At 65.3% G+C, this 22,089-nt stretch carries 17 protein-coding genes; 11 read left to right on the top strand and 6 right to left on the bottom strand.

What is annotated here, in order from left to right:
• The first annotated feature begins 65 nt into the window (after positions 1–65).
• A complete protein-coding gene (locus ACXMDY_RS13705; RefSeq protein WP_311133935.1) occupies positions 66–779 on the top strand; it encodes a rubrerythrin family protein in 714 nt (237 codons plus the stop codon).
• Here ACXMDY_RS13705 and ACXMDY_RS13700 read toward each other — a convergent pair.
• Complete coding sequence (locus tag ACXMDY_RS13700; protein ID WP_259701845.1) at positions 742–1,692, bottom strand: ion channel; 951 nt, start codon at positions 1,690–1,692, stop codon at positions 742–744. The genes ACXMDY_RS13705 and ACXMDY_RS13700 overlap by 38 nt on opposite strands.
• 92 nt (positions 1,693–1,784) lie before the next feature.
• On the opposite strand from ACXMDY_RS13700, the gene ACXMDY_RS13695 reads away from it, so the two are divergent.
• From ACXMDY_RS13695 to ACXMDY_RS13685, 3 genes are all read left to right on the top strand, one after another.
• Positions 1,785–2,849 carry an alkene reductase gene (locus tag ACXMDY_RS13695; protein WP_259701844.1) on the top strand — a complete coding sequence of 355 codons (1,065 nt, stop codon included), beginning with the start codon at positions 1,785–1,787 and terminating at the stop codon, positions 2,847–2,849.
• Positions 2,846–3,577, top strand: coding sequence for a pirin family protein (locus ACXMDY_RS13690; RefSeq protein ID WP_259701843.1), 732 nt, complete (start codon positions 2,846–2,848; stop codon positions 3,575–3,577). The genes ACXMDY_RS13695 and ACXMDY_RS13690 overlap by 4 nt, the downstream gene beginning before the upstream one ends.
• A 141-nt stretch (positions 3,578–3,718) precedes the next feature.
• On the top strand, positions 3,719–3,958 hold the full coding sequence (locus tag ACXMDY_RS13685; protein ID WP_259701908.1) for a hypothetical protein: 240 nt from the start codon (positions 3,719–3,721) through the stop codon (positions 3,956–3,958).
• On the opposite strand, the gene ACXMDY_RS13680 is transcribed toward ACXMDY_RS13685, so the two are convergent.
• The 4 genes from ACXMDY_RS13680 to ACXMDY_RS13665 all read right to left on the bottom strand — a co-directional run bounded on the left by ACXMDY_RS13680 (position 3,946) and on the right by ACXMDY_RS13665 (position 9,350).
• Positions 3,946–4,275: a hypothetical protein gene (locus ACXMDY_RS13680; protein ID WP_399234744.1), complete on the bottom strand. Its 330-nt coding sequence runs from the start codon at positions 4,273–4,275 to the stop codon at positions 3,946–3,948. The two genes, ACXMDY_RS13685 and ACXMDY_RS13680, sit on opposite strands and share 13 nt — an antisense overlap.
• A 156-nt stretch (positions 4,276–4,431) precedes the next feature.
• Positions 4,432–7,347, bottom strand: coding sequence for an aminomethyl-transferring glycine dehydrogenase (gene gcvP, locus ACXMDY_RS13675; RefSeq protein WP_399243974.1), 2,916 nt, complete (start codon positions 7,345–7,347; stop codon positions 4,432–4,434).
• Between the two features lie 254 nt (positions 7,348–7,601).
• Positions 7,602–7,991, bottom strand: a complete 390-nt coding sequence (gene gcvH / locus ACXMDY_RS13670; RefSeq protein WP_259701841.1) for a glycine cleavage system protein GcvH — start codon at positions 7,989–7,991, stop codon at positions 7,602–7,604.
• Between the two features lie 66 nt (positions 7,992–8,057).
• The gene (locus ACXMDY_RS13665; protein WP_259701840.1) at positions 8,058–9,350 is read right to left on the bottom strand and encodes a methionine gamma-lyase family protein; all 1,293 of its coding nucleotides are present in this window, start codon (positions 9,348–9,350) and stop codon (positions 8,058–8,060) included.
• Between the two features lie 200 nt (positions 9,351–9,550).
• Between ACXMDY_RS13665 and ACXMDY_RS13660 the strand changes: the two genes are divergently transcribed.
• Positions 9,551–10,549, top strand: coding sequence for an acyl-CoA desaturase (locus ACXMDY_RS13660; protein WP_399234705.1), 999 nt, complete (start codon positions 9,551–9,553; stop codon positions 10,547–10,549).
• Here the strand turns inward: ACXMDY_RS13660 and ACXMDY_RS13655 are convergent.
• Positions 10,513–11,280, bottom strand: a complete 768-nt coding sequence (locus ACXMDY_RS13655; protein ID WP_259701839.1) for a hypothetical protein — start codon at positions 11,278–11,280, stop codon at positions 10,513–10,515. The two genes, ACXMDY_RS13660 and ACXMDY_RS13655, sit on opposite strands and share 37 nt — an antisense overlap.
• A gap of 145 nt (positions 11,281–11,425) precedes the next feature.
• Between ACXMDY_RS13655 and ACXMDY_RS13650 the strand changes: the two genes are divergently transcribed.
• The 6 genes from ACXMDY_RS13650 (at position 11,426) to ACXMDY_RS13625 (ending at position 21,730) form a co-directional block, all read left to right on the top strand.
• On the top strand, positions 11,426–12,217 hold the full coding sequence (locus tag ACXMDY_RS13650) for an acyl-CoA desaturase (protein WP_259701902.1): 792 nt from the start codon (positions 11,426–11,428) through the stop codon (positions 12,215–12,217).
• A gap of 65 nt (positions 12,218–12,282) precedes the next feature.
• Entirely contained in the window at positions 12,283–12,741 is a 459-nt protein-coding gene (rplI, locus tag ACXMDY_RS13645) for a 50S ribosomal protein L9 (RefSeq protein WP_259701838.1), read from the top strand.
• A gap of 97 nt (positions 12,742–12,838) precedes the next feature.
• The gene (dnaB, locus tag ACXMDY_RS13640; RefSeq protein WP_259701837.1) at positions 12,839–14,281 is read left to right on the top strand and encodes a replicative DNA helicase; all 1,443 of its coding nucleotides are present in this window, start codon (positions 12,839–12,841) and stop codon (positions 14,279–14,281) included.
• Between the two features lie 79 nt (positions 14,282–14,360).
• Positions 14,361–15,590 (top strand): glycosyltransferase family 4 protein, encoded by a 1,230-nt coding sequence (locus tag ACXMDY_RS13635; protein WP_259701836.1) that lies wholly within the window; start codon positions 14,361–14,363, stop codon positions 15,588–15,590.
• A 154-nt stretch (positions 15,591–15,744) separates the two neighbouring features.
• Positions 15,745–16,494 carry a sterol desaturase family protein gene (locus ACXMDY_RS13630; RefSeq protein WP_259701835.1) on the top strand — a complete coding sequence of 250 codons (750 nt, stop codon included), beginning with the start codon at positions 15,745–15,747 and terminating at the stop codon, positions 16,492–16,494.
• Between the two features lie 340 nt (positions 16,495–16,834).
• Complete coding sequence (locus ACXMDY_RS13625) at positions 16,835–21,730, top strand: beta strand repeat-containing protein (RefSeq protein ID WP_311133934.1); 4,896 nt, start codon at positions 16,835–16,837, stop codon at positions 21,728–21,730.
• Positions 21,731–22,089: the final 359 nt, after the last annotated feature.

Raw genomic sequence — 22,089 nt, 5'->3', positions numbered from 1 at the left:
CCGCTTTAGTGCTAGGTTCGGGATCTTCGGCGCTCCCGTGGCGTCGGCCGATCCGTCACCCACCCATGGACCTTTCCAAGCCCGGCACCCTCGCCAACCTCGAAGCCGCCTTCGGCGGCGAGAGCATGGCCAACCGCAAATACCTCTTCTTCGCCGACGTGGCCAAGCAGCTCGGCAACTCCGAGCTCGCCAAACTCTTCCGCGACACCGCCGCCCAGGAAACCGAACACGCCTTCGCCCATTTCCGACTGCTGCACCCCGAGCTGGTGGTGGCCGACCCCAGCGCCCTCTCCGAGGCCGAAAAGCAGAGCGTTCTGGCGCGCTGCCTGGCGCTGGCGATCGAAGGCGAAACCTACGAGTACACCACCATGTACCCCGAGTTCGCCGCCCAGGCCCACGCTGACCGCGATGGCGACGCCGAGGCCGAATTCAACGAGCAGATCACCGAATCCGAGCAGCACGCCGGCCTCTTCCACAAGGCAGCCAGCAACTTCGGCCTGCTCACGCCGATCGAGCACCACCACGCCGATCGCTACTCAATCGCCCTCGAAGCGCTCCAGGGCAAAGGCACGGCCGGCGAGGCCGCCGAGCCCGTGGCCGGCAAGTGGATCTGCAAGGTGTGCTCGATGATCTATGACCCGGCTCTGGGTGATCCCGACTCAGGCATCGTCGCCGGAACCCCCTTCGAAGCCATCCCTGGCGACTGGGTCTGCCCGCTCTGCGGCGCCCGCAAGGCCAACTTCATTCCCTACCGGGAACCGGTCCTGCTGACGGCCTGACGCCGGGCACACCGCACGAAACCGTCTGGTGGAAGCGGCTGAAATCAAGCTCCCGGCTGTCCTCGCTGTCGACGACGATGTCCGCGAAGCGAGCGTTGAGGCGCAAGTCGGCAGGTCGGTAGGTCCAGCGGGCATGGACGGGGCCCCGTACCGTTTCGTCCATGCCCTGAAAGGCCACGACCACCTCGCCGTTGCGCGCCAGGATCAACTCCGGGGTCAGGCCGTGCAGGGGGCTGGCGGCATCGATCGGATGCATCACCGTCCACATCAACTGAAAATGAATCGACTGGTCGCGGTGCAGGGCGAGGGGCAGCATCCGCCGCATCATGAAACCCTCGCTGCTGGTCTCCTCGAGGGCCAGAAACGCCTTGATCCGGCCCTCCAGAATGCTGTGGCGACGCACATTCGCGATCCGGAAGGTGAGCGTGGGCACGCCGTTCCACGGCTGGATCGTGGCCACCTCGCTGAACAGGATCCGGGCACGGCTGCGGGAGAAGCGGGCGAAGGCCAGGCCGGTGGTCACGGCAACGAACACCAGTCCCACCAGGGCTTCGAGGGTCACCAGCAGATTGATCGCCAGGCTGGCCGGGTGGAGCACTCCGTAGCCGATCGAACCCAGGGTCTGAACGCTGAAGAAGAAGGCCTCCGGGAACCCCGCCACCGTGCCCGCCGCCACCCCGCCGATGCCGCGGGCGTCGAGCAGGAAGAGCAGGGCGAAGCCCAGATTGAGCAGCAGGTAGCTGGTGGCGATCAGCAGCAGGAAGCCCGGCCAGGGCACGGCCAGCATCAGGTGATAAGGCTCACGCCAGTGCTGGCGCCAGTCGTCGAGATTGTCAGCCCGGAAGCCACCGCCGTCCTGGCGGCGCAGCCGCAGGGAACGGGGCACAGGGGCCTGGGATGGGGAACGACGCATCGCCAAGGATCAGGCCATCAACAGGGGAAAATGGCTCCACTGGACTGCCAGGGAATCATGGACGACACCAGTCCAACGCACACGGCCCCGCCATGACCACCGACCTGTTCACGCCGCTCAGCCTGGGGTCCCTGGAGCTGCCCAACCGGGTCTGGCTGGCGCCGCTCACCCGTGCCCGCGCCGAAGCGGGCCATATCCCCGGCCCGCTGATGGCGGAGTACTACGGCCAGCGCGCCAGCGCCGGCCTCTCGATCGCCGAGGCCACGATGGTGATGGAGGGTAATTCTGCCTTCATCCGCGAGCCCGGCATCCATTCGGCAGCCCAGGTGGAAGGCTGGCGCCTGACCACCGACGCCGTGCATGGGCGCGGCGGCCGGATCGTGCTGCAGATCTGGCACGGGGGCCGCGCCTGCCACCCCCTGCTCAACGACGGCCGCCAACCGGTGGCCCCCAGCGCGATCGCGATCACCGGCGATGAGGTGCACACCCCGGAGGGCAAGCAGCCCTATGTGCTGCCCCGGGAGCTCGCCGACGGGGAACTCCCCGCCATTGTGGAGGGGTTCCGGCTGGCTGCCCGCAACGCCATCGCCGCCGGCTTCGATGGCGTGGAAGTGCATGGCGCCAACGGCTACCTGCTCGATTCATTCCTGCGCGATGGCAGCAACCGACGCAGCGGCGCCTACGGCGGCCCGATCGAGAACCGGGCGCGGCTGCTGCTGGAGGTGATCGAGGCCGTACGCGCTGAAACGGAGCTGGTGGGGCTGCGGATCTCGCCGCTGAACAGCTACAACTCCATGCTCGACAGCGATCCGATCGGGCTCTCCACCTGGCTGGCCAAGCGCCTGAACGACACGGGGCTGGCCTACCTGCACCTGATGCGCGGCGACTTTTTTCAGCAGCAGCACGGTGATCTGCTCACCCCGATCCGGGAGCATTTCAACGGGGTTCTGGTGGCCAACATGGGCTACGACGCCGCAGGCGCCAATGCCGCCATCAGCGCCGGCGCCATCGACGCAGTGGCCTTCGGCAGTGCCTTCCTGGCCAACCCCGACCTGCCCGAGCGCCTGCGGCGCGGCGCTCCGCTCAACGCCGCCGATCCCGCCACCTTCTACAGCCCCGGCCCCGCCGGCTACACCGACTACCCCTTCCTGCCATGACCACCTCCAGCGGCACCGCCACCCAACCTGTCTTCCGGCCCGCCGCCGAGCGCTTCCACAGCCAGCTCGACTGGCTGGACAGCTGGCACAGCTTCTCATTCTCCAACCACCACGACCCCGCCTGGATGGGCTTCGGCCCGCTGCGGGTGATCAACGACGACACGATCGCCGCCGGCCGTGGCTTCGGCATGCATCCCCACAACGACATGGAGATCGTCACGGTGATGGTGGAAGGGGAGCTCAGCCACCGCGATTCGATGGGCAACGGCGAGGTGCTGCGGGCCGGTGAGGTGCAGCGCATGAGTGCCGGCACCGGCGTGGTGCACAGCGAGATCAACCAGGGGTCGGCCCCCTGCCGGCTGCTGCAGATCTGGATCGAGCCCAGCAGCTTTGGAATCCCGCCGGCCTATGAACAACGGCCCTACCCGCTCAGCCCCGGCTGGACCCTTCTGCTCGATCCTGATCGTCGTGAGGGGGCCATGGCGATCCACCGTCCGATGCGGCTGTGGCGGGCCTGCCCCCTGCCCGGCACCAGCCTGAGCCTTCCCCTGCCGGCCGGCCGAACCGGCTGGATCCAGCTCGTGGAAGGGGAAGTGATGCTGGAGCTGGAGTCAGGCGAAACCCACCGGCTCCAACGGGGTGATGGCCTGGGCTTCAGCTGCAACGGCGGAGGGGTGCTGAAGGCCGCGGCCAGCGGCGCTGATCTGCTGCTGTTCGAGCTCGCCTGAGCCCGATCCAGGCTCGATCCGTGGCTTCACAGGATGAGAATGACATGAGGAAGCGGCCAGCACCACCCAAAAGGAATCGAACGATGCGGCAGGGCGCCGCCCCATCGCCTGAACTGTGAGCAGATGTTCAGGAGCCCCACCATGGCCCAGGTCCGACAGTTCCCCGATCCCAGGGTTGCCGCGATCCTGCCAGGGGGCCTCCAGCAGGCACGCCCCTGGATGGTGCGTTACCGGGGCTTCGTGCTGCTGCCCCAGCCGGATCTCACCTGGCTGGTGCGTCCGGAGCGCAGCCCGATGGGCGTGCTGCCGTTCCGCACCCCAGCCAGCTCGCTCGATGATGTGAAAGCTCTGGTGGACTGGCGGCTCAATCAGGCCGCCTGAGGTGGCGTGGGGGTTGGCGCCGATTGAAACGGCAGCACCAGGGTGACCCAGCGGTCGGGGCGCTCTGGCCTGGCCCGCCTGGCCCGGCGAACCCCGAACGGCACCCGCACCACATTGGTTCCATCGATGCGCAGGGTTTCACCACGGGAATGGGAGTGGGCCAGCGAACCGCTGACCGGAGGCAACTCGGGTGAGCGCCGACCACTGGCTCCAGGCCCGGGGTTCTCTCCGATGGTGAGGCCCTTCAGGCTGAGGGGCTGCCGCCCAGGGCGATCCTGGGGGGATGGGGTTGCGGACGTGCCGTCGTTGTCGTTCATGACCCCGGAGAGGAGATGCAGCCGGAAAGGGAACGCCATATCTTTCCCATTCCTTGATGCCGCGAATGTAACGCGCTTTGCCGCCCAGGCATAGGCCTCTGCTGCTGGTATCCATTCCGGCTGGAAAAGGAACCCACGGATACCGACCGTTGCAGGCTAGGCAGGGGTCGGGATCGCCAGCTCTTCGACTGAAGGGCAGGTGCAGACCAGGTTGCGATCGCCATAGGCATTGTCGATTCGGGCCACAGCCGGCCAGAACTTGTTGTTCCGCTGGCCATCGCCGGCCGGGAAGGCCGCCTGAGCGCGGCTGTAGGGCCGCCCCCAGACATCGGCGGTGACCGCCGCCAGGGTGTGCGGCGCCCGGCGCAGAGGGTTGTCGTGCGGGTCGGCCACACCGGATTCGATCGCGGCCGCCTCGCCACGGATCGCCACCATGGCCGAGCAGAATCGCTCAATTTCCTGAAGGGACTCGCTTTCCGTGGGTTCCACCATCACCGTGCCGGCCACAGGCCAGCTCACGGTCGGAGCGTGAAAGCCGTAGTCCATCAGTCGTTTGGCCAGGTCGTCCACCTCCAGCCCGGCGCTGCGCTTGAGCGGACGCAGATCCAGGATGCATTCGTGGGCCACCCGCCCACCGGCACCGCGAAACAGCACCGGGTAGTGGGGCTCAAGGCGCTTGGCGATCAGATTGGCGGCGAGCAGGGCCACGGCGCTGGCCTGGCGCAGGCCAGCGCCACCCATCATCCGCACATACATCCAACTGATCGGCAGGATGCCGGCGCTGCCCCAGGGGGCGGCGGAGACGGGCCCGATCGCCAGACCTCCAGACCCCTCAGCACCCGGCTGGTTGTGGGGGTGGCCGGGCAGGAAGGGCACCAGATGGGCCGCCACGCCGATCGGCCCCACCCCGGGCCCGCCGCCGCCATGGGGAATGCAGAAGGTCTTGTGGAGGTTGAGATGGCAGACATCGGCGCCGAACAGGCCGGGCTTGGCGAGTCCCACCTGGGCGTTGAGGTTGGCGCCATCGAGATAAACCTGACCGCCGTGGCGGTGCACCGCGTCGCAGAGGCGGCGGATGCCGGTTTCAAACACCCCATGGGTGGAGGGGTAGGTCACCATCACGGCCGCCAGCGCAGCCGCATGGAGCTGGGCCTTGGTCTCCAGGTCGACCAGATCGATGTTGCCCTCGGCATCACAGGACACCGGCACCACCTTGAGGCCGGCCATCACGGCACTGGCCGGGTTGGTGCCGTGGGCGCTGGTGGGAATCAGGCAGATATCGCGGTGGCCTTCGCCGCGGCTGTGGTGCCAGGCCCGGATCACCAGCAGGCCGGCGTATTCCCCCTGGGAGCCGGCATTGGGCTGGAGCGACACCCCGGCAAACCCGGTGCAGGCGGCCAGCCAGCCCTCGAGGTCGGCCACCAGTTTCTGGTAGCCGCGGGTCTGGGAAGCGGGGGCGAAGGGGTGCAGCTGGGCAAATTCCGGCCAGCTCACCGGGGCCAGCTCGGCGGCGGCGTTGAGCTTCATCGTGCAGCTTCCCAGCGGAATCATGCCGTGCACCAGGGAGAGGTCCTTCGAGACCAGTCGCTGGATGTAACGGAGCAGTTCGGTTTCGCTGCGGTGACGGTGGAACACCTCCTGGGCCAGCCAGGGCCGCTGACGGAGCGGGAGGCCCGTGAGCAGGTGAGACTCGAGGCCGGCGCCGGCCAAGGCGGCTCCGGCCTCCACCTCGGCGATCAGCGCTTCGGCGCCCGGGGAGCCTTCGCCGCCACCGAACAGGGCCAGCAATCGATCCAGCTCCGTGGTGTCGGTGCGCTCATCGAGGCTGATCGCCAGGCCGTCGATGGCATCGGCAGCTGGAAATGGGGAACCGGCGGCCAGGGGCCGCAGGTTGAAGCCGGCCGCTTCGGCGCGCGCGAGCAACGCTGCCGCCCCGGGGCTGCGCAGGCAGAGGGTGTCAAAACCAGGGCCGCTCTCGACGGCATAGCCCAGCCGCTCCAGGCCAAGAGCGAGGGCGGCTCTCTGGAGCAGCACCTGCCGGGCAATCGCCGCCAGGCCATCGGGACCATGGTGCACGGCGTAAAAACTGGCCATCACCGCCAGCAGCACCTGGGCGGTGCAGATGTTGCTGGTGGCCTTGTCGCGGCGGATGTGCTGCTCGCGGGTCTGCAGGGCGAGCCGCAGGGCAGGGTTTCCCTCGGCATCCACCGACTGGCCGACCAGCCGACCGGGGATCTGGCGTTGATGGGCCGCCGTGGTCGCGAAGAACGCGGCATGGGGACCGCCGCAGCCGAGCGGTACGCCGAAACGCTGGCTGCTGCCCACAGCGATGTCGGCGCCGAGGTGGCCGACCGGCTCCAGCAGCACCTGGGCGAGGGGGTCGATGGCCACTGTGACCAGGGCCCCGGCGGCATGGGCGGCGGCGATCAGGTCGCGAGGATCCCAGAGCCGGCCGCCGCTGCCGGGCAGTTGGAGCAGAACCCCGAAAACATCATCCGGAGCGCTGGCCGCAGCGCGCCCCTCCAGCGGATGATCGGCAGGATCGATCAACTCGATCACGATTCCCAGTGGTTCGGCCCGGGTCTGGAGCACGGCCAGGGTCTGGGGGAAAACCGCCGCATCAACAAGGAAGCGGGAGGCGTTGGCCCGCTTGCAGGCACCGAAGCTGAGGGCCATCGCCTCGGCAGCGGCCGTGGCCTCATCCAGCAGGGAGGCGTTGGCGATCGGCAGACCGGTGAGTTCGCTGATCAGGGTCTGGAAATTGAGCAGGGCCTCCAGCCGTCCCTGGGCGATCTCGGCCTGATAGGGGGTATAGGCGGTGTACCAGCAGGGATTCTCCAGCACATGACGCTGGATCACCGCCGGGGTGGCCGTGCCGTAGTAACCAAGGCCGATCAGGCTGCGGAGCACCTGGTTGGCGGCAGCGATGGCCCTGAGTTCATCAAGGGCCTGGGCTTCGCCGACACCCGCTGGTAGATCGTCCAACGCCGCTGAGACCGGCAGGAGGATGTCCGGGGGCACCACCTCCGCCACGAAGCTCTCGAGGTCGTCGCAGCCGAGTTCCTCGAGCATGCGGGCCTGCTCCTCCGTCGACGGGCCGATGTGGCGCTGCAGGAAGGGGGAAACCTCTCCGCCGCCGCCGACAGCAGCGGTCGGGACCTGCGGAGCTGCCGGGGAGGCGGAACGGCCGGTCGCCATGGCTGCGGGAGCTGAGGTCATGGCAGAGCGGCCAACGGGAATGGGGCCGACTTTAAGGAGATTCAGACGGCTGGCCGGGCGTGATCGTGACCATCACGGGGATTCACCCACAATCACCAGTCAGACGGTCAGCTCCCTTCCACCTTGGAGCGGTAGCTGGCGGCATCCAGCAGGTCATCGAACTCGGCGGCTGTGTTCGGACGGATCAGCAGCAGCCAGCCCTCACCGAAGGGATCGCTCTGGATGTCCTCCGGGCTGGAGAGCACCGCCTCATTGCGCACCTCCACCGTGCCGCTGATCGGCGCGTACACATCTTCGACCGCCTTGACCGACTCGACCGAGCCGAAGCTGGCGCCTCGCTCCAGGCTGGCACCCACCTCCGGCAGCTCCACGAAGACGATGTCTCCCATCTGCTGCACAGCGAAGGCGCTGATCCCCACCCGCACCAGATCGCCTTCCAGGCGGGCGTATTCATGGCTGTCGGCATAGCGGCAGTCGTCGGGGTAGCTGAGCGCCATCGATGGCTGAAGCGTGGAGCCCCCACTCTGACTGAGAACCCAGGGTCCTGGATGGGCCGATCAGATTTATGGCTGATCCAGCAACTGTCCGGCCGCCTCCAGGCCGATCAGGGCCTGCTCCAGCGCCAGTTCGGCATGGCAATGGTGCGTGCCGCCCTGGCTGAACAGCACGTAAGGCGGCCGCAGGGGGCCATCAGCGGAGAACTCGCTGGTGCTGCCGTCGATGAAGGTGCCGCCGGCCATCACCAGGGCACTGCCGTAGCCAGGCATCGGAGCGGGGACAGGATCGAGGTAGGCGCCCACCGGCGAGCAGGCCTGGAAGGCTCGGCAGACCGTCTGCAGCGGTGCTGCCGAGCCGAATCGCACCGCCTGGATCACGTCGCTGCGCTCCCCTCCCGGCAACGGCAGCACCCCATAACCCAGCCCGTCGAACACCGCTGCCACCAGCTCGGCGCTGATCAGGGCCTCCGCCACCATCTGGGGAGCCAGGAACAGGCCCTGGAACAAAAGGCGGTACAGATCGAAGCCGGTGCCGCCCTCGCTGCCGATCCCCGGTGCGGTCAGACGGCAACAGGCCTGCTCCACCAGATCAGCGCGGCCGGCCAGATAGCCGCCGGTGGGGGCGATCGTGCCACCGGGGTTCTTGATCAGGGAACCGGCGATCAGATCGGCTCCCACCGCCGGCGGCTCGGAGGCCTCAACGAACTCCCCGTAGCAGTTGTCAACGAAACAGACGCAGTCAGGTTGCAGCCGCTTGACCCGCTCGATCAACGCACCGATCGCCGCCACCGGCAGCGAGGGGCGCCAGCTGTAGCCACAACTGCGCTGAATCATCACCATCCGGGTCGGAGGCGAGAGGGCATCGGCCAGGCCGTCGCTGTCCACCCGTCCGGCCGGATCGAGGGGCAATTCGGCGTAGCGGATGCCGAACTCGGCCAGGGAGCCCTGGCCACTGCCGCGCAGGCCGATCACCTCCTCCAGGGTGTCGTAGGGACGACCGGTGAGGGCCAGCAAACGATCACCGGGACGCAGCACCCCGAACAGGGCGGCGGCGATGGCGTGAGTTCCACTGACGAACTGCAGCCGCACAGCTGCGGCCTCGGCCCCGAGCACCCTGGCGTAGACCCGATCCAGCACGGCGCGACCCAGATCGCCGTGGCCGTAGCCGCTCACAGAAGCGAAATGATGGGGGCCCAGCCGCTCGGCGCTGAACGCCTCCAGGACCCTGGCGAGCCCTCCCCTCACCGCTGCGGTGTGGCGGGCCGCCATCGGCCCGATCCGTTCGCCGGCGGCGGCCACCCGCTCAGCCGCCCAGGCGGCGCCAGGGCCCTGCAACCCATTGCTGTCCTGCCCTGACATGGCCGATCACAACCCCTTCTGGCCATCGTGCCTGCCCCCCCGCCCTCACCGCTAGATTTCAAACCGTTCGATCGGCGACACCCCGCCGATTCCCCAGGTTCCGGTGATCAGCTCCGCCCCCATGGGGCTCCATGCGGCGGGCCAGGCCTGCTGGTGGCGAGGGGGTGACTTCCAGCCTGCCCACCATCGCGAGAGTTGATTTGGTCGCCGCCTCAGACACCGCCAAGGCCCCTTTGCAGCCGGGAAACTCCCCTTCCCTCCCCAGGCTTCACAGCCAGGGTGTGCACGCTTCCGACCACCTGGAGGAGGCCATCCGCTCCGCCGTCCGCTCCCGTCGCGCTCCGCTGCCGCCGAAGCAGCGGCCATACAAGTTCGGCACCACTGGATTCATGCTGGTGATGCATGTGGGCGCTGTGGCGGCTCTGCTCCCCCGCTTCTGGAGCTGGCAGGCGCTGGTCGTGATGGCCGTTCTCTACTGGATGACCGTTCTCGGCGTCACGCTCGGTCTGCACCGCCTGCTGGCCCACCGCAGTTTCGTGGCACCGAAATGGCTGGAGCGCACCCTGGTGCTGATGGGAAGCCTCGCCTGCCAGAGCGGCCCGATCGAGTGGGTGGGTCTGCACCGCCACCATCACAAGTATTCCGACCAGCCAAACGACCACCACGACGCCGGCCGCGGCCTCTGGTGGAGCCACAGCGATTGGATGCTGCACGACATCCCGGCGGTGCAGCAGGTGGAGCGCTTCACCGGCGACCTGCAGCGGGATTCCTTCTACCGCTGGCTGGATCGCTGGTTCCTGCTGCTGCAACTCCCCCTCGGCGCCGCGCTCTGGTGGTACGGGCAACACAGTGGCGTGCCTGGTGGTGGCCTCGGCCTCGTGCTCTGGGCCATCCCCCTGCGGCTGGTGGTCGTTTATCACGTCACCTGGCTGGTGAACAGCGCCACCCACGCCTTCGGCTACCGCAACTTCGACAGCCCCGATCTGTCGCGCAACTGCTGGTGGGTGGCGATCCTCTCGTTCGGCGAGGGCTGGCACAACAACCACCACGCCCACCCCTCCAGCGCCCGCCATGGGCTGCGCTGGTTCGAATTCGACATCACCTGGCAGCACATCCGACTGCTGCAGTGGCTCGGCCTGGCCCGTCGCGTGCGGGTGGCCCGTTACGAACCTGCCGTTTCCGCCGCCGCCAGTTCCTGACGGATCGCCGCCGCCAGTTCGAGGTTGCCCGTCTGCTGTTGCAGGCGGGCTTTTCTGCGCAGCGCCTCAAGGAACTGATCAGCACTGAGTTCCGGCTCACTGGCCACCCCTAGAGCCACCACGGTGCGATGCAGATCCAGCAGCTCCCCATCGAGTTCACTGGAGCTGTAGTCACGCTGGCCCGCCATCACGGCGGCAAACCGCTCCCGCCGCTGGGCTTTCTCGACCGGATAGGCCGCCAGGATCTGTTCCCGACAGCCGCGCCAGGTCCGTCCAGCGCTGAGCAACTCCGCCAGGGCAGAACTCAGGGAAGCCGCTTCCGCCTCACCGATGCGAAGGTCGAAGGCGGCCGGGGGCGGCCGCATCCCCACGAAGATCTCCAGCAGCGGTCCAGGGCCGAGCGGGATGCCGTCGTTGCCGAGCAGGGGCAGATCACCCGCCTGCAGGGCGGCCGCCAGCTCCGGTTGCGCGGCAAGCGAAGCCAGGCGAGTGGGGTCGGGATCGGCCAGCCACTGGTTGATGCGCCCAAGGGCGAGGAACACCTCCGGGCCGGGAGCGGCGAGCTTGCGGTTGCGCAGCATCGACACCTGTGAGTTATGGATGCGGCCAAAATCGAACACAGTTGCCAGACCGGGGAGAATGCGGTGGGACCAGCCGTTGCGCTCGTGCCAGACCTTGATCAGGTGCCCGAACGCTTCACGGCCCGATGCGATTTCTTCCTGATATCCCACGCGATACGGATTCTTACTGATACCATTCTAAATGACTGTTCCGGAACCTGTCCCCATGACGCTCACCCCCCTTCGCCCCAGGCTGGCGCCACCACCCCTGCCCCTGGTTGCGGCGTCCGGCAGCGGCCGGGATGTGGCGATCTACATGGTGGTCCTCCACGCCCTGGCGCTGATCGCCCTGCTGCCCCAGTTCTGGAGCCTTCCAGCCGCCGCCAGTTTCCTGGTGCTCTACTGGGTCACCGCCTGCCTGGGCGTCACGATCGGCTACCACCGCCTGCTGAGCCATCGCTCCTTCCGGGTGCCCCACTGGCTGGAGCGTGTCTTCGCCACCTGTGGCGCCCTCAGCTGCCAGCACGGACCGATCGACTGGGTCGGACTGCACCGCCATCACCACAAATTCTCTGATACGGATGTTGATCACCACAACAGCCACCGCGGCTTCTGGTGGAGCCACATGGGCTGGATGCTCCACGAGATCCCAGCCATGGCGGCGGTGCCCCGGCTCACCGGTGATCTGTATCGCGACCCCTATTACCGCTGGTTGAACAGAAACTTTCTGCTGCTGCAACTCCCCCTGGCTGTTCTGCTGTTCGGGATCGGCACGGTCACCGGCGCCGGGGGCTGGGCCCTGGTGCTGTGGGGCATCCCCCTGCGCCTGGTGGTGGTCTACCAGTGCACCTGGCTGGTGAACAGCGCCACCCACCGCTGGGGCCAGGTCAGCCATGACAGCGGCGACTGCTCCCGCAACAACCCCTGGGTGGCGGCCCTCACCTTCGGCGAGGGCTGGCACAACAACCACCACGCCTTCCCCCATTCGGCCCGCCATGGGCTTGAGCCCGGCCAGATCGATCTCACCTGGCAGCACATCCGGCTGCTGAAGGGCCTGGGCCTGGCCACCGCCGTGCGCCTGCCTGGGGGTCAACAACCCGTGGCCTAGGCTGATCGATCGCCACAGGCTCCGCTCGCTTGAGCCCGTTCCCCTCTCACCGTTCCGCATCTCTCATGGCCAAACGCGTCTCCGTCGTCCTCAGCGAGGACGTTGTCAGCCTCGGTAAGAACGGTGAACTGGTGGAGGTGGCACCGGGTTATGCCCGCAACTTCCTGCTGCCCCAGGGCAAGGCCGTGCCGGTGACCCCGGCGGTGCTGCGGCAGGTGGAGCACCGTCAGGCCAAGGAGGCCGAGAAGCAGGCCGCCCTCAAGGCGGAGGCTGAAGCCTTCCGCACGGCCCTGGTCACGATCGGCCGCTTCACCGTCAAGAAGCAGACCGGCGGCGACGACGTGCTGTTCGGAACCGTCACCAACGGCGATGTGGCCGAAGCGATCGAAGCGGCCACCAAGAAGGAACTCGACCGCCGCGACATCCTGGTGCCCGAAATCCATCGCACCGGCACGTACAAAGTGCAGGTGAAGCTTCATCCCGAGGTGGTGGCCGAGATCAACCTGGAAGTGGCCAGCCACTGAAGCTGCCTGGCCGATCGGTTCGCTCCGTCCTCGCCAGATCCCGGCTTTGGCATGGATCACCACATGCCCGCCGGATCGGTGGACCTAGCCTGACGCCATGGTGAGCCTCCCCCTGCCAACCCCAGATGGCGCCGGCTCGGAACCTGGCCCCGCCCTGGCTCCCGTCAACCGGCGGCGGGGGCGCGACCAGGCCGAGGCCCACTTCGAGGCCCTGCCTGATCAGGTGCCGCCCCAGAACCTGGAGGCGGAGGAGGCCGTGCTGGGCGGCATCCTGCTCGATCCCGACGCCCTCGGCCGCATTGCCGATCTGCTGCGGCCGGAAGCCTTCTACCTGAGCGCCCACCGGGAGATCTACCGCACCGCCCTGATGCTGCACAGCCAGGGCAAGCCCACCGATCTCACCGCCATGGCCGCCTGGCTGGCCGACACGGGCCAGCTGGAGAAAGTGGGCGGCAGCAACCGGCTGGTGGAGCTGGTCGAGCGCACGCTCAGCACCGCCTCGATCGACCAGGTGGCCCGCCTGGTGATGGACAAATACCTGCGGCGTCAGCTGATCCGCTCAGGCAACGAGGTGATCCGGCTCGGCTTCGATCAGGCCAAGCCGATGGATCAGGTGCTCGATGAGGCTGAGCAGCAGATCTTCGCGATCAGCCAGGAGAAGCCCTCGGTGGGGCTCACCCCCACCGCCGAGATCCTCACCAGCACCTTCAACGAGATCGAGAGCCGGTCTCTAGGCACCTCGGTGGCCGGCATCCCGGTGAACTTCTACGACCTCGACGCGATCACCCAGGGGCTGCAGCGCAGCGACCTGATCATCGTGGCGGGCCGGCCGGCGATGGGCAAAACCTCGATCGTGCTCAACATCGCCAAGAACGTGGCCCAGCTCCACCAGTTGCCGGTGTGCGTGTTCTCCCTGGAGATGAGCAAGGCGCAGCTCACCTACCGGCTGCTGTCGATGGAGGTTGGGATCGAAAGCGGCCGGCTGCGCACCGGCCGGCTGCAGCAGGAGGAATGGCCGCTGCTCGGCCAGGGCATCAACACGCTCGGCCAGCTGCCCCTGTTCATCGACGACAAGCCCAATGCCGGCGTGCTGGAGATGCGCTCGCTCTGCCGCCGGCTGATGGCCGAGCAGGGCAAGGAGCTCGGCCTGATCGTGATTGATTATCTGCAGCTGATGGAGGGCACCACCCCCGACAACCGGGTGCAGGAGCTCTCCCGAATCACCCGCGGCCTCAAGGGGATGGCCCGTGAACTCAACGTGCCGGTGATCGCCCTTTCCCAGCTCAGCCGCGGCGTGGAGAGCCGCACCAACAAGCGGCCGATGCTCAGCGATCTGCGGGAATCGGGCTCGATCGAGCAGGACGCCGACCTGGTGCTGATGATCTACCGCGACGAGTACTACAACCCGGAGACGGCCGATCGCGGCATCACCGAAGTGATCGTCACCAAGCACCGCAACGGCCCGGTGGGCACGGTGAAGCTGCTGTTCGAGCCCCAGTTCACCCGCTTCCGCAATCTGGCGAGCCCATCCGGCGGCTGAGCCACTTCGCCGGACACTGGCCCAGAGTGAGAGGCCTTCGCGATCCCCGGCCCCTCCGGCGGTCTGGGCCCTCCGGTTGATGCGCGTCCTGTTCGTTCACCAGAATTTCCCCGGCCAGTTCCGCCATCTCGCCGCCGCCCTGGCGGCCGATCCGGCCTATCAGCTGGTGGCGATCGGCGAAGCCGCCAACTTGAAACGCCAGGGGCCGTGCCATCCGGCGATTCGGCGGCTGGGCTACAGCCTTGAAGGCCAGCGGGTGAGCACCACCAACCCCTGGCTCAAGGATGTGGAGGCGGCCGTGATCCGCGGCCAGGTGGTATCGAAGATCGCCCGGCAGTTGGCGGCGGGTGGCTTCTGCCCCGACCTGATCGTGGGCCATCCCGGCTGGGGAGAAACCCTGTTTCTGCGTGACGTGTTTCCGGCGGCGCGCCTGGTGTCGTACTGCGAGTTTTTCTACCGGGCGGAGGGCGCGGATGTGGGCTTCGATCCCGAGTTTCCCGCCCGAGCCGACGACATCGGCCGCATCCGCGCGCGCAACTTCAGCCATCTCTCGGCGATCGAAGCGGCCGATCTGGGTCTCAGCCCCACCCTCTGGCAGCGCAGCCTCTATCCGGCCATCCTGCAGCCCCGGATTGAGGTGCTGCACGAGGGTGTTGACACTGATCGCGTGCGGCCCGATCCTGCGGCCCGCCTGCGCATCGGCGAGCTGGAGCTGGCCCCCGGCGATCCGGTGGTCACCTATGTGTCGCGCAACCTGGAGCCCTACCGCGGCTTCCACCGGTTCATGCGTGCCCTGCCGGCAATCCAGGCCAACCACCCCAACGCCCAGATCGTGGTGGTGGGAGGCGATGAGGTGAGCTATGGCCGGGTGCGTGCCGACGGCCAGACCTATCGGCAGGCCCTGAGCGCCGAACTCGATGGGCAGCTCGACTGGAGCCGCCTCCACTTCCTCGGCCGCGTGCCCTACACCATCTATCTGCAGGTGCTGCAGGTTTCGGCGGTGCACGTGTATTTCACCTACCCGTTCGTGCTGTCGTGGTCGCTGCTTGAAGCGATGGCCGCCGGCTGCCTGGTGGTGGCCTCCGCCGTGGCACCGGTGCTGGAGGTGGTGGAGCACGGAGCGAACGGCTGGCTGGTGGATTTCTTCGATCCCGACCAGCTGGTTTCTCAGGTGCTGCTCGCTCTCAAGGCGCCCGCCGAGGCGGAGAGCCTGCGCCGCCAGGCCCGCGCAACGGTACTGGAGCGCTTCGATCTGCAGCGTCACTGCCTGCCCCGGGGCCTGGAACTGCTGCGCTCAGGCGCGAGCTGAGCAGCTACGCCGGCAGGCTGAGGGCGCCATGTCGCTGCTCTGCAGATTTTCCTGCCTGGGACCCTAGGATTGGGATTCAGGTGATGGCGGTGTTGATCAGGGCGGTCCGGGAAAGGGCGGCGAAGAACAGACCACCCCATCAGCCCTAACATCCATGGACGAGCTTCCCTTCTGGACCTGGGTCCTGGTTTTTTTCGGAATCATCCTCGGACGCTATTTCCTGGTGGCCGGAGGTTCTTACTGGCTGCTCTATGCCAGGCAGCAGCCCGCCGGCTGCGCCGCCACTCCAGCGCTCGAGCCGATCTCGAACCGGGCCATCAGGGACGACATCCAGTTGTCGGTGATCTCGGCGGGGGTGTTCGCTCTGGCCACTGCCGGCGTGCTCTCATTACGCGGCCTGGGGCTCACCCGCCTCTACGAGCGGCCCGACCAGCACGGCTGGTGGTACCTGGGACTCAGCTACGCGGCCGTGCTGATTCTTCAGGACGGCTTCTTCTACGCCAGCCACCGTCTCTTCCATCACCCCGCAGTGTTCCGCTGGCTGCATGAAGGCCACCACCGCTCTCGCCAGCCCACCCCATGGACCTCCTTCGCTTTTGATCCGATCGAAGCCGTGGTGCAAGCACTTTTCCTGGTGGCAGTGGTGTTCGTGGTCCCCCTGCATACCGTCACCCTGGTCGCGGTGCTCTGCACCATGACCGTGTGGGCGGTGGTCAACCACCTGGGCCTTGACAGGCTTCCCATGGGCTTCCCCCACCACTGGCTCGGCCGCTGGTTCATCGGGCCTGCCCACCATTCCCTGCATCACCGCCGCCACGTCATTCATTTCGGGCTCTATTTCACTTTCTGGGATCTGGTCTGCGGCACCCAGGATCCGTCCTATGCCAAGTCTGTTATTCCCTGACTGGCCCAGCCTGAGGAGCGACCGGATGGCGACAGTGCGACGACACTGCGGCCTGGACCGACATAGCAGAAAGGCACGTTAAAAAATGGTTTCGAATGAATTCGTGAGTGTGTGTCAAGGAAGCCGTGCCTTGACACCATTCCCACGATGACACGTTGAAGGCGAAAAACGTGCTAGACAAAGGCTGGGGGCAGATGCAGCCGCTTTATCATGAAGGTTGATGAAGCAATTTGAATTCGATCTAGCAACGCATCCGGCTTGAAACAGCAGCTCAAATTGATTGTCTGCAGATAGGATTTTCGTCGCTTTGCTCTTTTCCCCGCAGTCTCAAACTGTAACCATGGCCCTCATCAACGGAACCGTTAATGCCGATGTCATCACTCCCGATGACATTACCAATGGCATCGTCGGCGGCATCCCCTCCGACCTGGCTGATCTGATTTCAGGCGCCGCAGGCAACGATCTGATTGATGGCGGTGGTGGCAACGACACCCTCAATGGGGATGGAGACAACGACACCGTGCTGGGTGGTGATGGCAACGACCTGATCGACACCAACACCTCCACGGCCGCAGGAAATGATTATCTGGTTGGTGGCGCCGGCAATGATACCCTCTTCGCCATCGGCGCAGACACCATCGATGGTGGTGCCGATGATGACCTGATCAGGGTTTGGAGCGATCAATCCTACACCCTGCAAGGCGGCTCCGGCACCGACACCGTCTCGATCACCAGCAGTTACTGGCTCATCGGCAGCAGCTTCAATCTGGCTGACAATGGCATCGAGATCGTTCAGGGCAATGGCCTCGCGATCTATGGGGGGAGCAGCATCGGCGCCAACAGCAACGACTCAATCAGCTTCAACGGCACCACGCTCACCAACGTCAGCTTCATTGATGCCCAGGCCGGCAACGACACCGTGGAGGGCTCCGACGGATCCGACCTGATCCGTGGTGGCGCGGGCAACGATTTGCTCAGCGGCGGTTTTGGCAATGACACACTCAACGGCAATGGTGATGGCGACACTCTGATCGGCGGTGATGGTGACGACATCCTCGACACCATCGATGCTTCAGGCAACGATTCCCTGGTCGGCGGCATCGGCAATGACACCCTGTTTGCCTTCGGCACCGACACCATCGACGGGGGTGCGGACAATGACCTGATCCAGGTCTGGAATGACCAGGCCTATTCCCTCCAAGGAGGAGCCAACACCGATACCCTCTCGATCCAATCCAGCTACTGGTTGGCCGGCGCCAGCTTCAGCCTCGCGGGCAACGGCATCGAGATCATCCAGGGCAACAACTTCGGGATCTATGCCGGCGGCAGCATCGGCGCCAGCACCGCCGATGAAATCAACTACACGGGAATCACCCTCACCGGGGTGACCTTCACCGACGGCCAGGGCGGCAACGACACGATCACCGGATCTGCAGGAGGCGATTCCATCCGCGGCGGTGCCGATAACGACTCCTTGAACGGGGGCTTCGGCAACGACACACTTTCCGGCAACGCGGGAAACGACACGGTGATTGGTGGTGATGGCAACGATCTCATCGACACCACCGATGCCTCCGGCAACGACTACCTGAATGGCGGCATCGGCAACGACACCCTCTTCGCCTTCGGAGCCGACACCATCCTTGGCGATGTCGGCAACGACCTGATTCAGGTCTGGAATGACCAGGCCTATTCCCTCCAAGGAGGAGCCAACACCGACACCCTCTCGATCCAATCCAGCTACTGGTTAGCCGGCACCGCCTTCAGCGTGGCAAGCAACGGTATCGAGCTCATCCAGGGCAACAACTTCGGCATCTACGCCGGCGGCAGCATCGGCGCCATCACCGCCGATCAGATCAACTACACGGGAATCACCCTCAGTGGGGTGACCTTCACCGACGGCCAGGGCGGCAACGACACGATCACCGGCTCCACCATCGCCGATCAACTTCGCGGTGGCTCCGATAACGACTCACTTAATGGTGGCAGTGGCAACGATACCCTCAATGGGGATGGCGGCAATGACACCATCATCGGAGGCTCGGGCAACGACATTCTTGACCTGAACACCTCAGCAGCGACTGGGAACGATTTCCTGAATGGCGGCATCGGCAACGACACCCTGTTCGCCTTCGGAGCCGACACCATCCTTGGCGATACCGGCAACGACCTGATCCAGGTTTGGAATGATCAGGCCTACACCCTCAATGGCGGTACTAACACCGACACGGTGTCGATCGTGAGCGCTGCCTGGTGGTTCATCGGCAGCAGTTTCAGTCTGGCGGGCAACGAAATCGAAACCATCTTGGCCAACGGCCAGGAAATCTACGGCGGCTCGGGATTTGGAGCCACCACCAACGACAACCTCAACTTCACCGGCATCACGGTGAAGGGCCTTGACTTCATCGATGGCCAGGGCGGCAATGACACGATTCAAGGGCTGGTGGGGGCCTCACAGATTCGTGGGGGAAACGACAACGATTCGATCCTGGGCGGCCTGCTCAACGACACCCTCATCGGTGACAATGGCAATGACACCCTGATCGGCAGTGATGGCAACGACATCCTCGACACGCAGGCCACCTGCACCGGTAACGATTCCCTGATCGGCGGCAACGGCAACGACACGCTGTTCGCCTTCCAGGGCGACACAATTCGGGGCGATGCCGGCAACGATCTGATTCTGGTCTGGTCGGATCAGACTTACAACATTCAGGGCGGTGCCGACGTCGGCGGTACCGACATCGACACGGTGTCGATTGCAAATACTTCGTGGTTCATCGGCAGCAGCTTCAGCCTGGCGGGCAATGGGATCGAAGCCATCCAGGCCAATGGCCAGGAAATCTATGGCAGCCTCGCCAACGACAACCTCAATTTCACCAGCATCACGGTGACGGGCCTTGACTTCATCGACGGCCAGGGCGGCAATGACACGATTCAGGGACTGGTGGGGGCCTCACAGATTCGTGGGGGCAACGACAACGATTCGATCCTGGGCGGCCTGCTCAACGACACCCTCACCGGTGACAATGGCAACGACATCCTGATCGGTGGAGATGGCGACGACATCCTCGACACCCAGGCCAGCTGCACTGGCAACGATTCCCTGATCGGCGGCAACGGCAACGACACGCTGTTTGCCTTCCAAGGCGACACGATTCGCGGCGATGCCGGCAATGATCTGATTCGGGTCTGGTCGGACCAGTCTTACAACATTCAGGGCGGTACCGACATCGACACGGTATCGATCGCAAATACTTCGTGGTTGATCGGAACCAGCTTCAGCTTGGCGAGCAACGGGATCGAGGCCATCTTCGCCAATGGCCGAGGGATCTACGGCGGGGCGACCTCTGGGGCCACCACCAACGACAACCTCAACTTCACCGGCATCACGGTGACAGGTCTCGACTTCATCGCAGGCCAAGGCGGCAACGACACGATCCGGGGATTGGCGGCTGCTTCAAGGATCTTCGGTGGCAACGACAACGATTCGATTCTGGGCAGCCTGCTCAACGATTCCCTCTACGGAGACAGTGGTAACGACACGCTGATTGGCGCCAGTGGTGACGACATCCTGGACAGCGACACCTCCAACGGCAGCGGCAACGATTTCCTGAATGGCGGCATCGGCAACGACACCCTGTTCGCCTTCGGAGCCGACACCATCCTCGGCGATGTCGGCAACGACCTGATCCAGGTGTGGAACGACCAGGCCTACAACCTCAATGGAGGTACGGGCATCGACACGGTGTCAATCGTGAGCGGCGCCTGGTGGTTCATCGGCAGCAGCTTCAGCCTGGCTGGCAACGGGATCGAACAAGTGCTGGCCAACGGCCAGGAGATCTACGGCGGCTCCAGCTTCGGCTCCACCACCAACGACAACCTCAACTTCACCGGCATCACGGTGACGGGTCTTGACTTCATCGATGGCCAGGGCGGTGATGATTCGATCATCGGCAGTGCCGTTGCTGACAATCTGCGGGGCTCCGGTGGCAACGACACCCTGATCGGGGGGGATGGCAACGACACCCTCATCGGTGGGGAAGGCATTGACAGCTTTGATGGCGGCGTTGGCTCGGATCTGATCGATTACAGCTTCTCGTCCACCGGTGGAGCCATCGCTCTTCCCACGGGCACCAGCTCGATCGGCGGAGTCAATGAATCGTTCACATCGATTGAGAATGTGATCGGAAGCAATGGCAACGACTCGATCACGGGTTCCGCCGACTCCAACTTCCTTGATGGACGTGGTGGCACTGACACCCTGCTTGGTCTTGGCGGCAATGACACCTTGCTCGGTGGCAACGAAGTCAACAGCCTCGATGGGGGCCTCGACATCGACACCGTTGACTTCAGTTTCCTGGGTGGTGCCAATGGAGGAGCCATCAACCTGCTCACCACCGTGGCGGTGATCACGGGCATCGGAAACACCACCGTCCTCAACTTCGAGAATGCCGTGGGTGGTGCCGGTAACGACACGATTTCCGGCACTGCCACAGCCAACCAACTCAGTGGCCTGGCAGGTAACGATTCTCTTTTCGGCGACGATGGCATCGATACCTTGCTGGGTGGTCTCGGAGCGGACACGCTCAATGGCGGGCTCGGGCTCGGGGATTTGGCGGACTACAGCTATTCGGCTGTGGGAGGGTCAATCAATCTGGCCACAGGGCTCACCGATTTCGGTGTTGGTGACCAGGACAGGCTGATTGGAATCGAGGCCGTACAGGGATCCCAAGGCCGTGACGTGATCACCGGATCCACCACTGCCGACACCCTTGATGGCGGACGCAGCAATGATTCGATTCTGGGGGGTAACGGCAACGACACCCTGCTGGGTGGTCTCGGCGCTGACACACTTGATGGCGGGGGCAACAATGATCTTCTGGTTGGCGGCAGTGGCGCCGACACCCTGACCGGCGGCAGTGGGGTGGATCAGTTCAAGTACTTCGCCTCGAACCAGGGACTTGATCTCATCACCGACTTCACCGCCGCGTCCGAACAGATCCAGGTGGTCAGCGCTGGCTTTGGTGCCCTGCCGTTAGGCACCTTGGCTGCGGCAAACTTCCGCCTTGCTGCCCAGCCACTGCCCGCTTCGGCAGTATTTGTCTACGACGGCGCCACTGGCATCCTCAGCTTTGATGCTGATGGCAGTGGCCTTGGGGGAGCTGTGTCGTTCGCACAACTGACAGGGCTGCCAGCACTTACCGCCACAAACATCCAGATCATGGCCTCCTGAACCTTCGCCGCCGGTCACTCCTTGCTTGGTGCCTGCCATGTTCCACTATTTAGCCACCTCCCCTTTCATCCGAAAACCCAGGGGAATGATGGATCCCATCAAAAGCTCGTTCCAACGAGACCGGCTCCTTCAGCACCAAGTAAGTTTGTCCTCTAGGTCATCAGGATGCAGTCCAGCCCATCCAAACCCGTCGTCCGGTGGCCAGGCGGGAAGGCTGCCCGCTTCATCTTCTGCCTTTCTGGAAGGGCTCCGCCGCACAGACATCCTCAGGCTGAATGATCGTGTAGCCATGATCGTGGCTTAGGTGGTGGCTTAGGTGGTAGTGCCCCCCGCAGCACCCCATCAAAGACGTTGGCTTG

It is taken from the genome of Cyanobium sp. ULC082 (assembly GCF_977927535.1).
The sequence above is the reverse complement of the archived record's forward strand: the minus strand, read 5'-3'. Positions and strand labels throughout refer to the sequence as shown.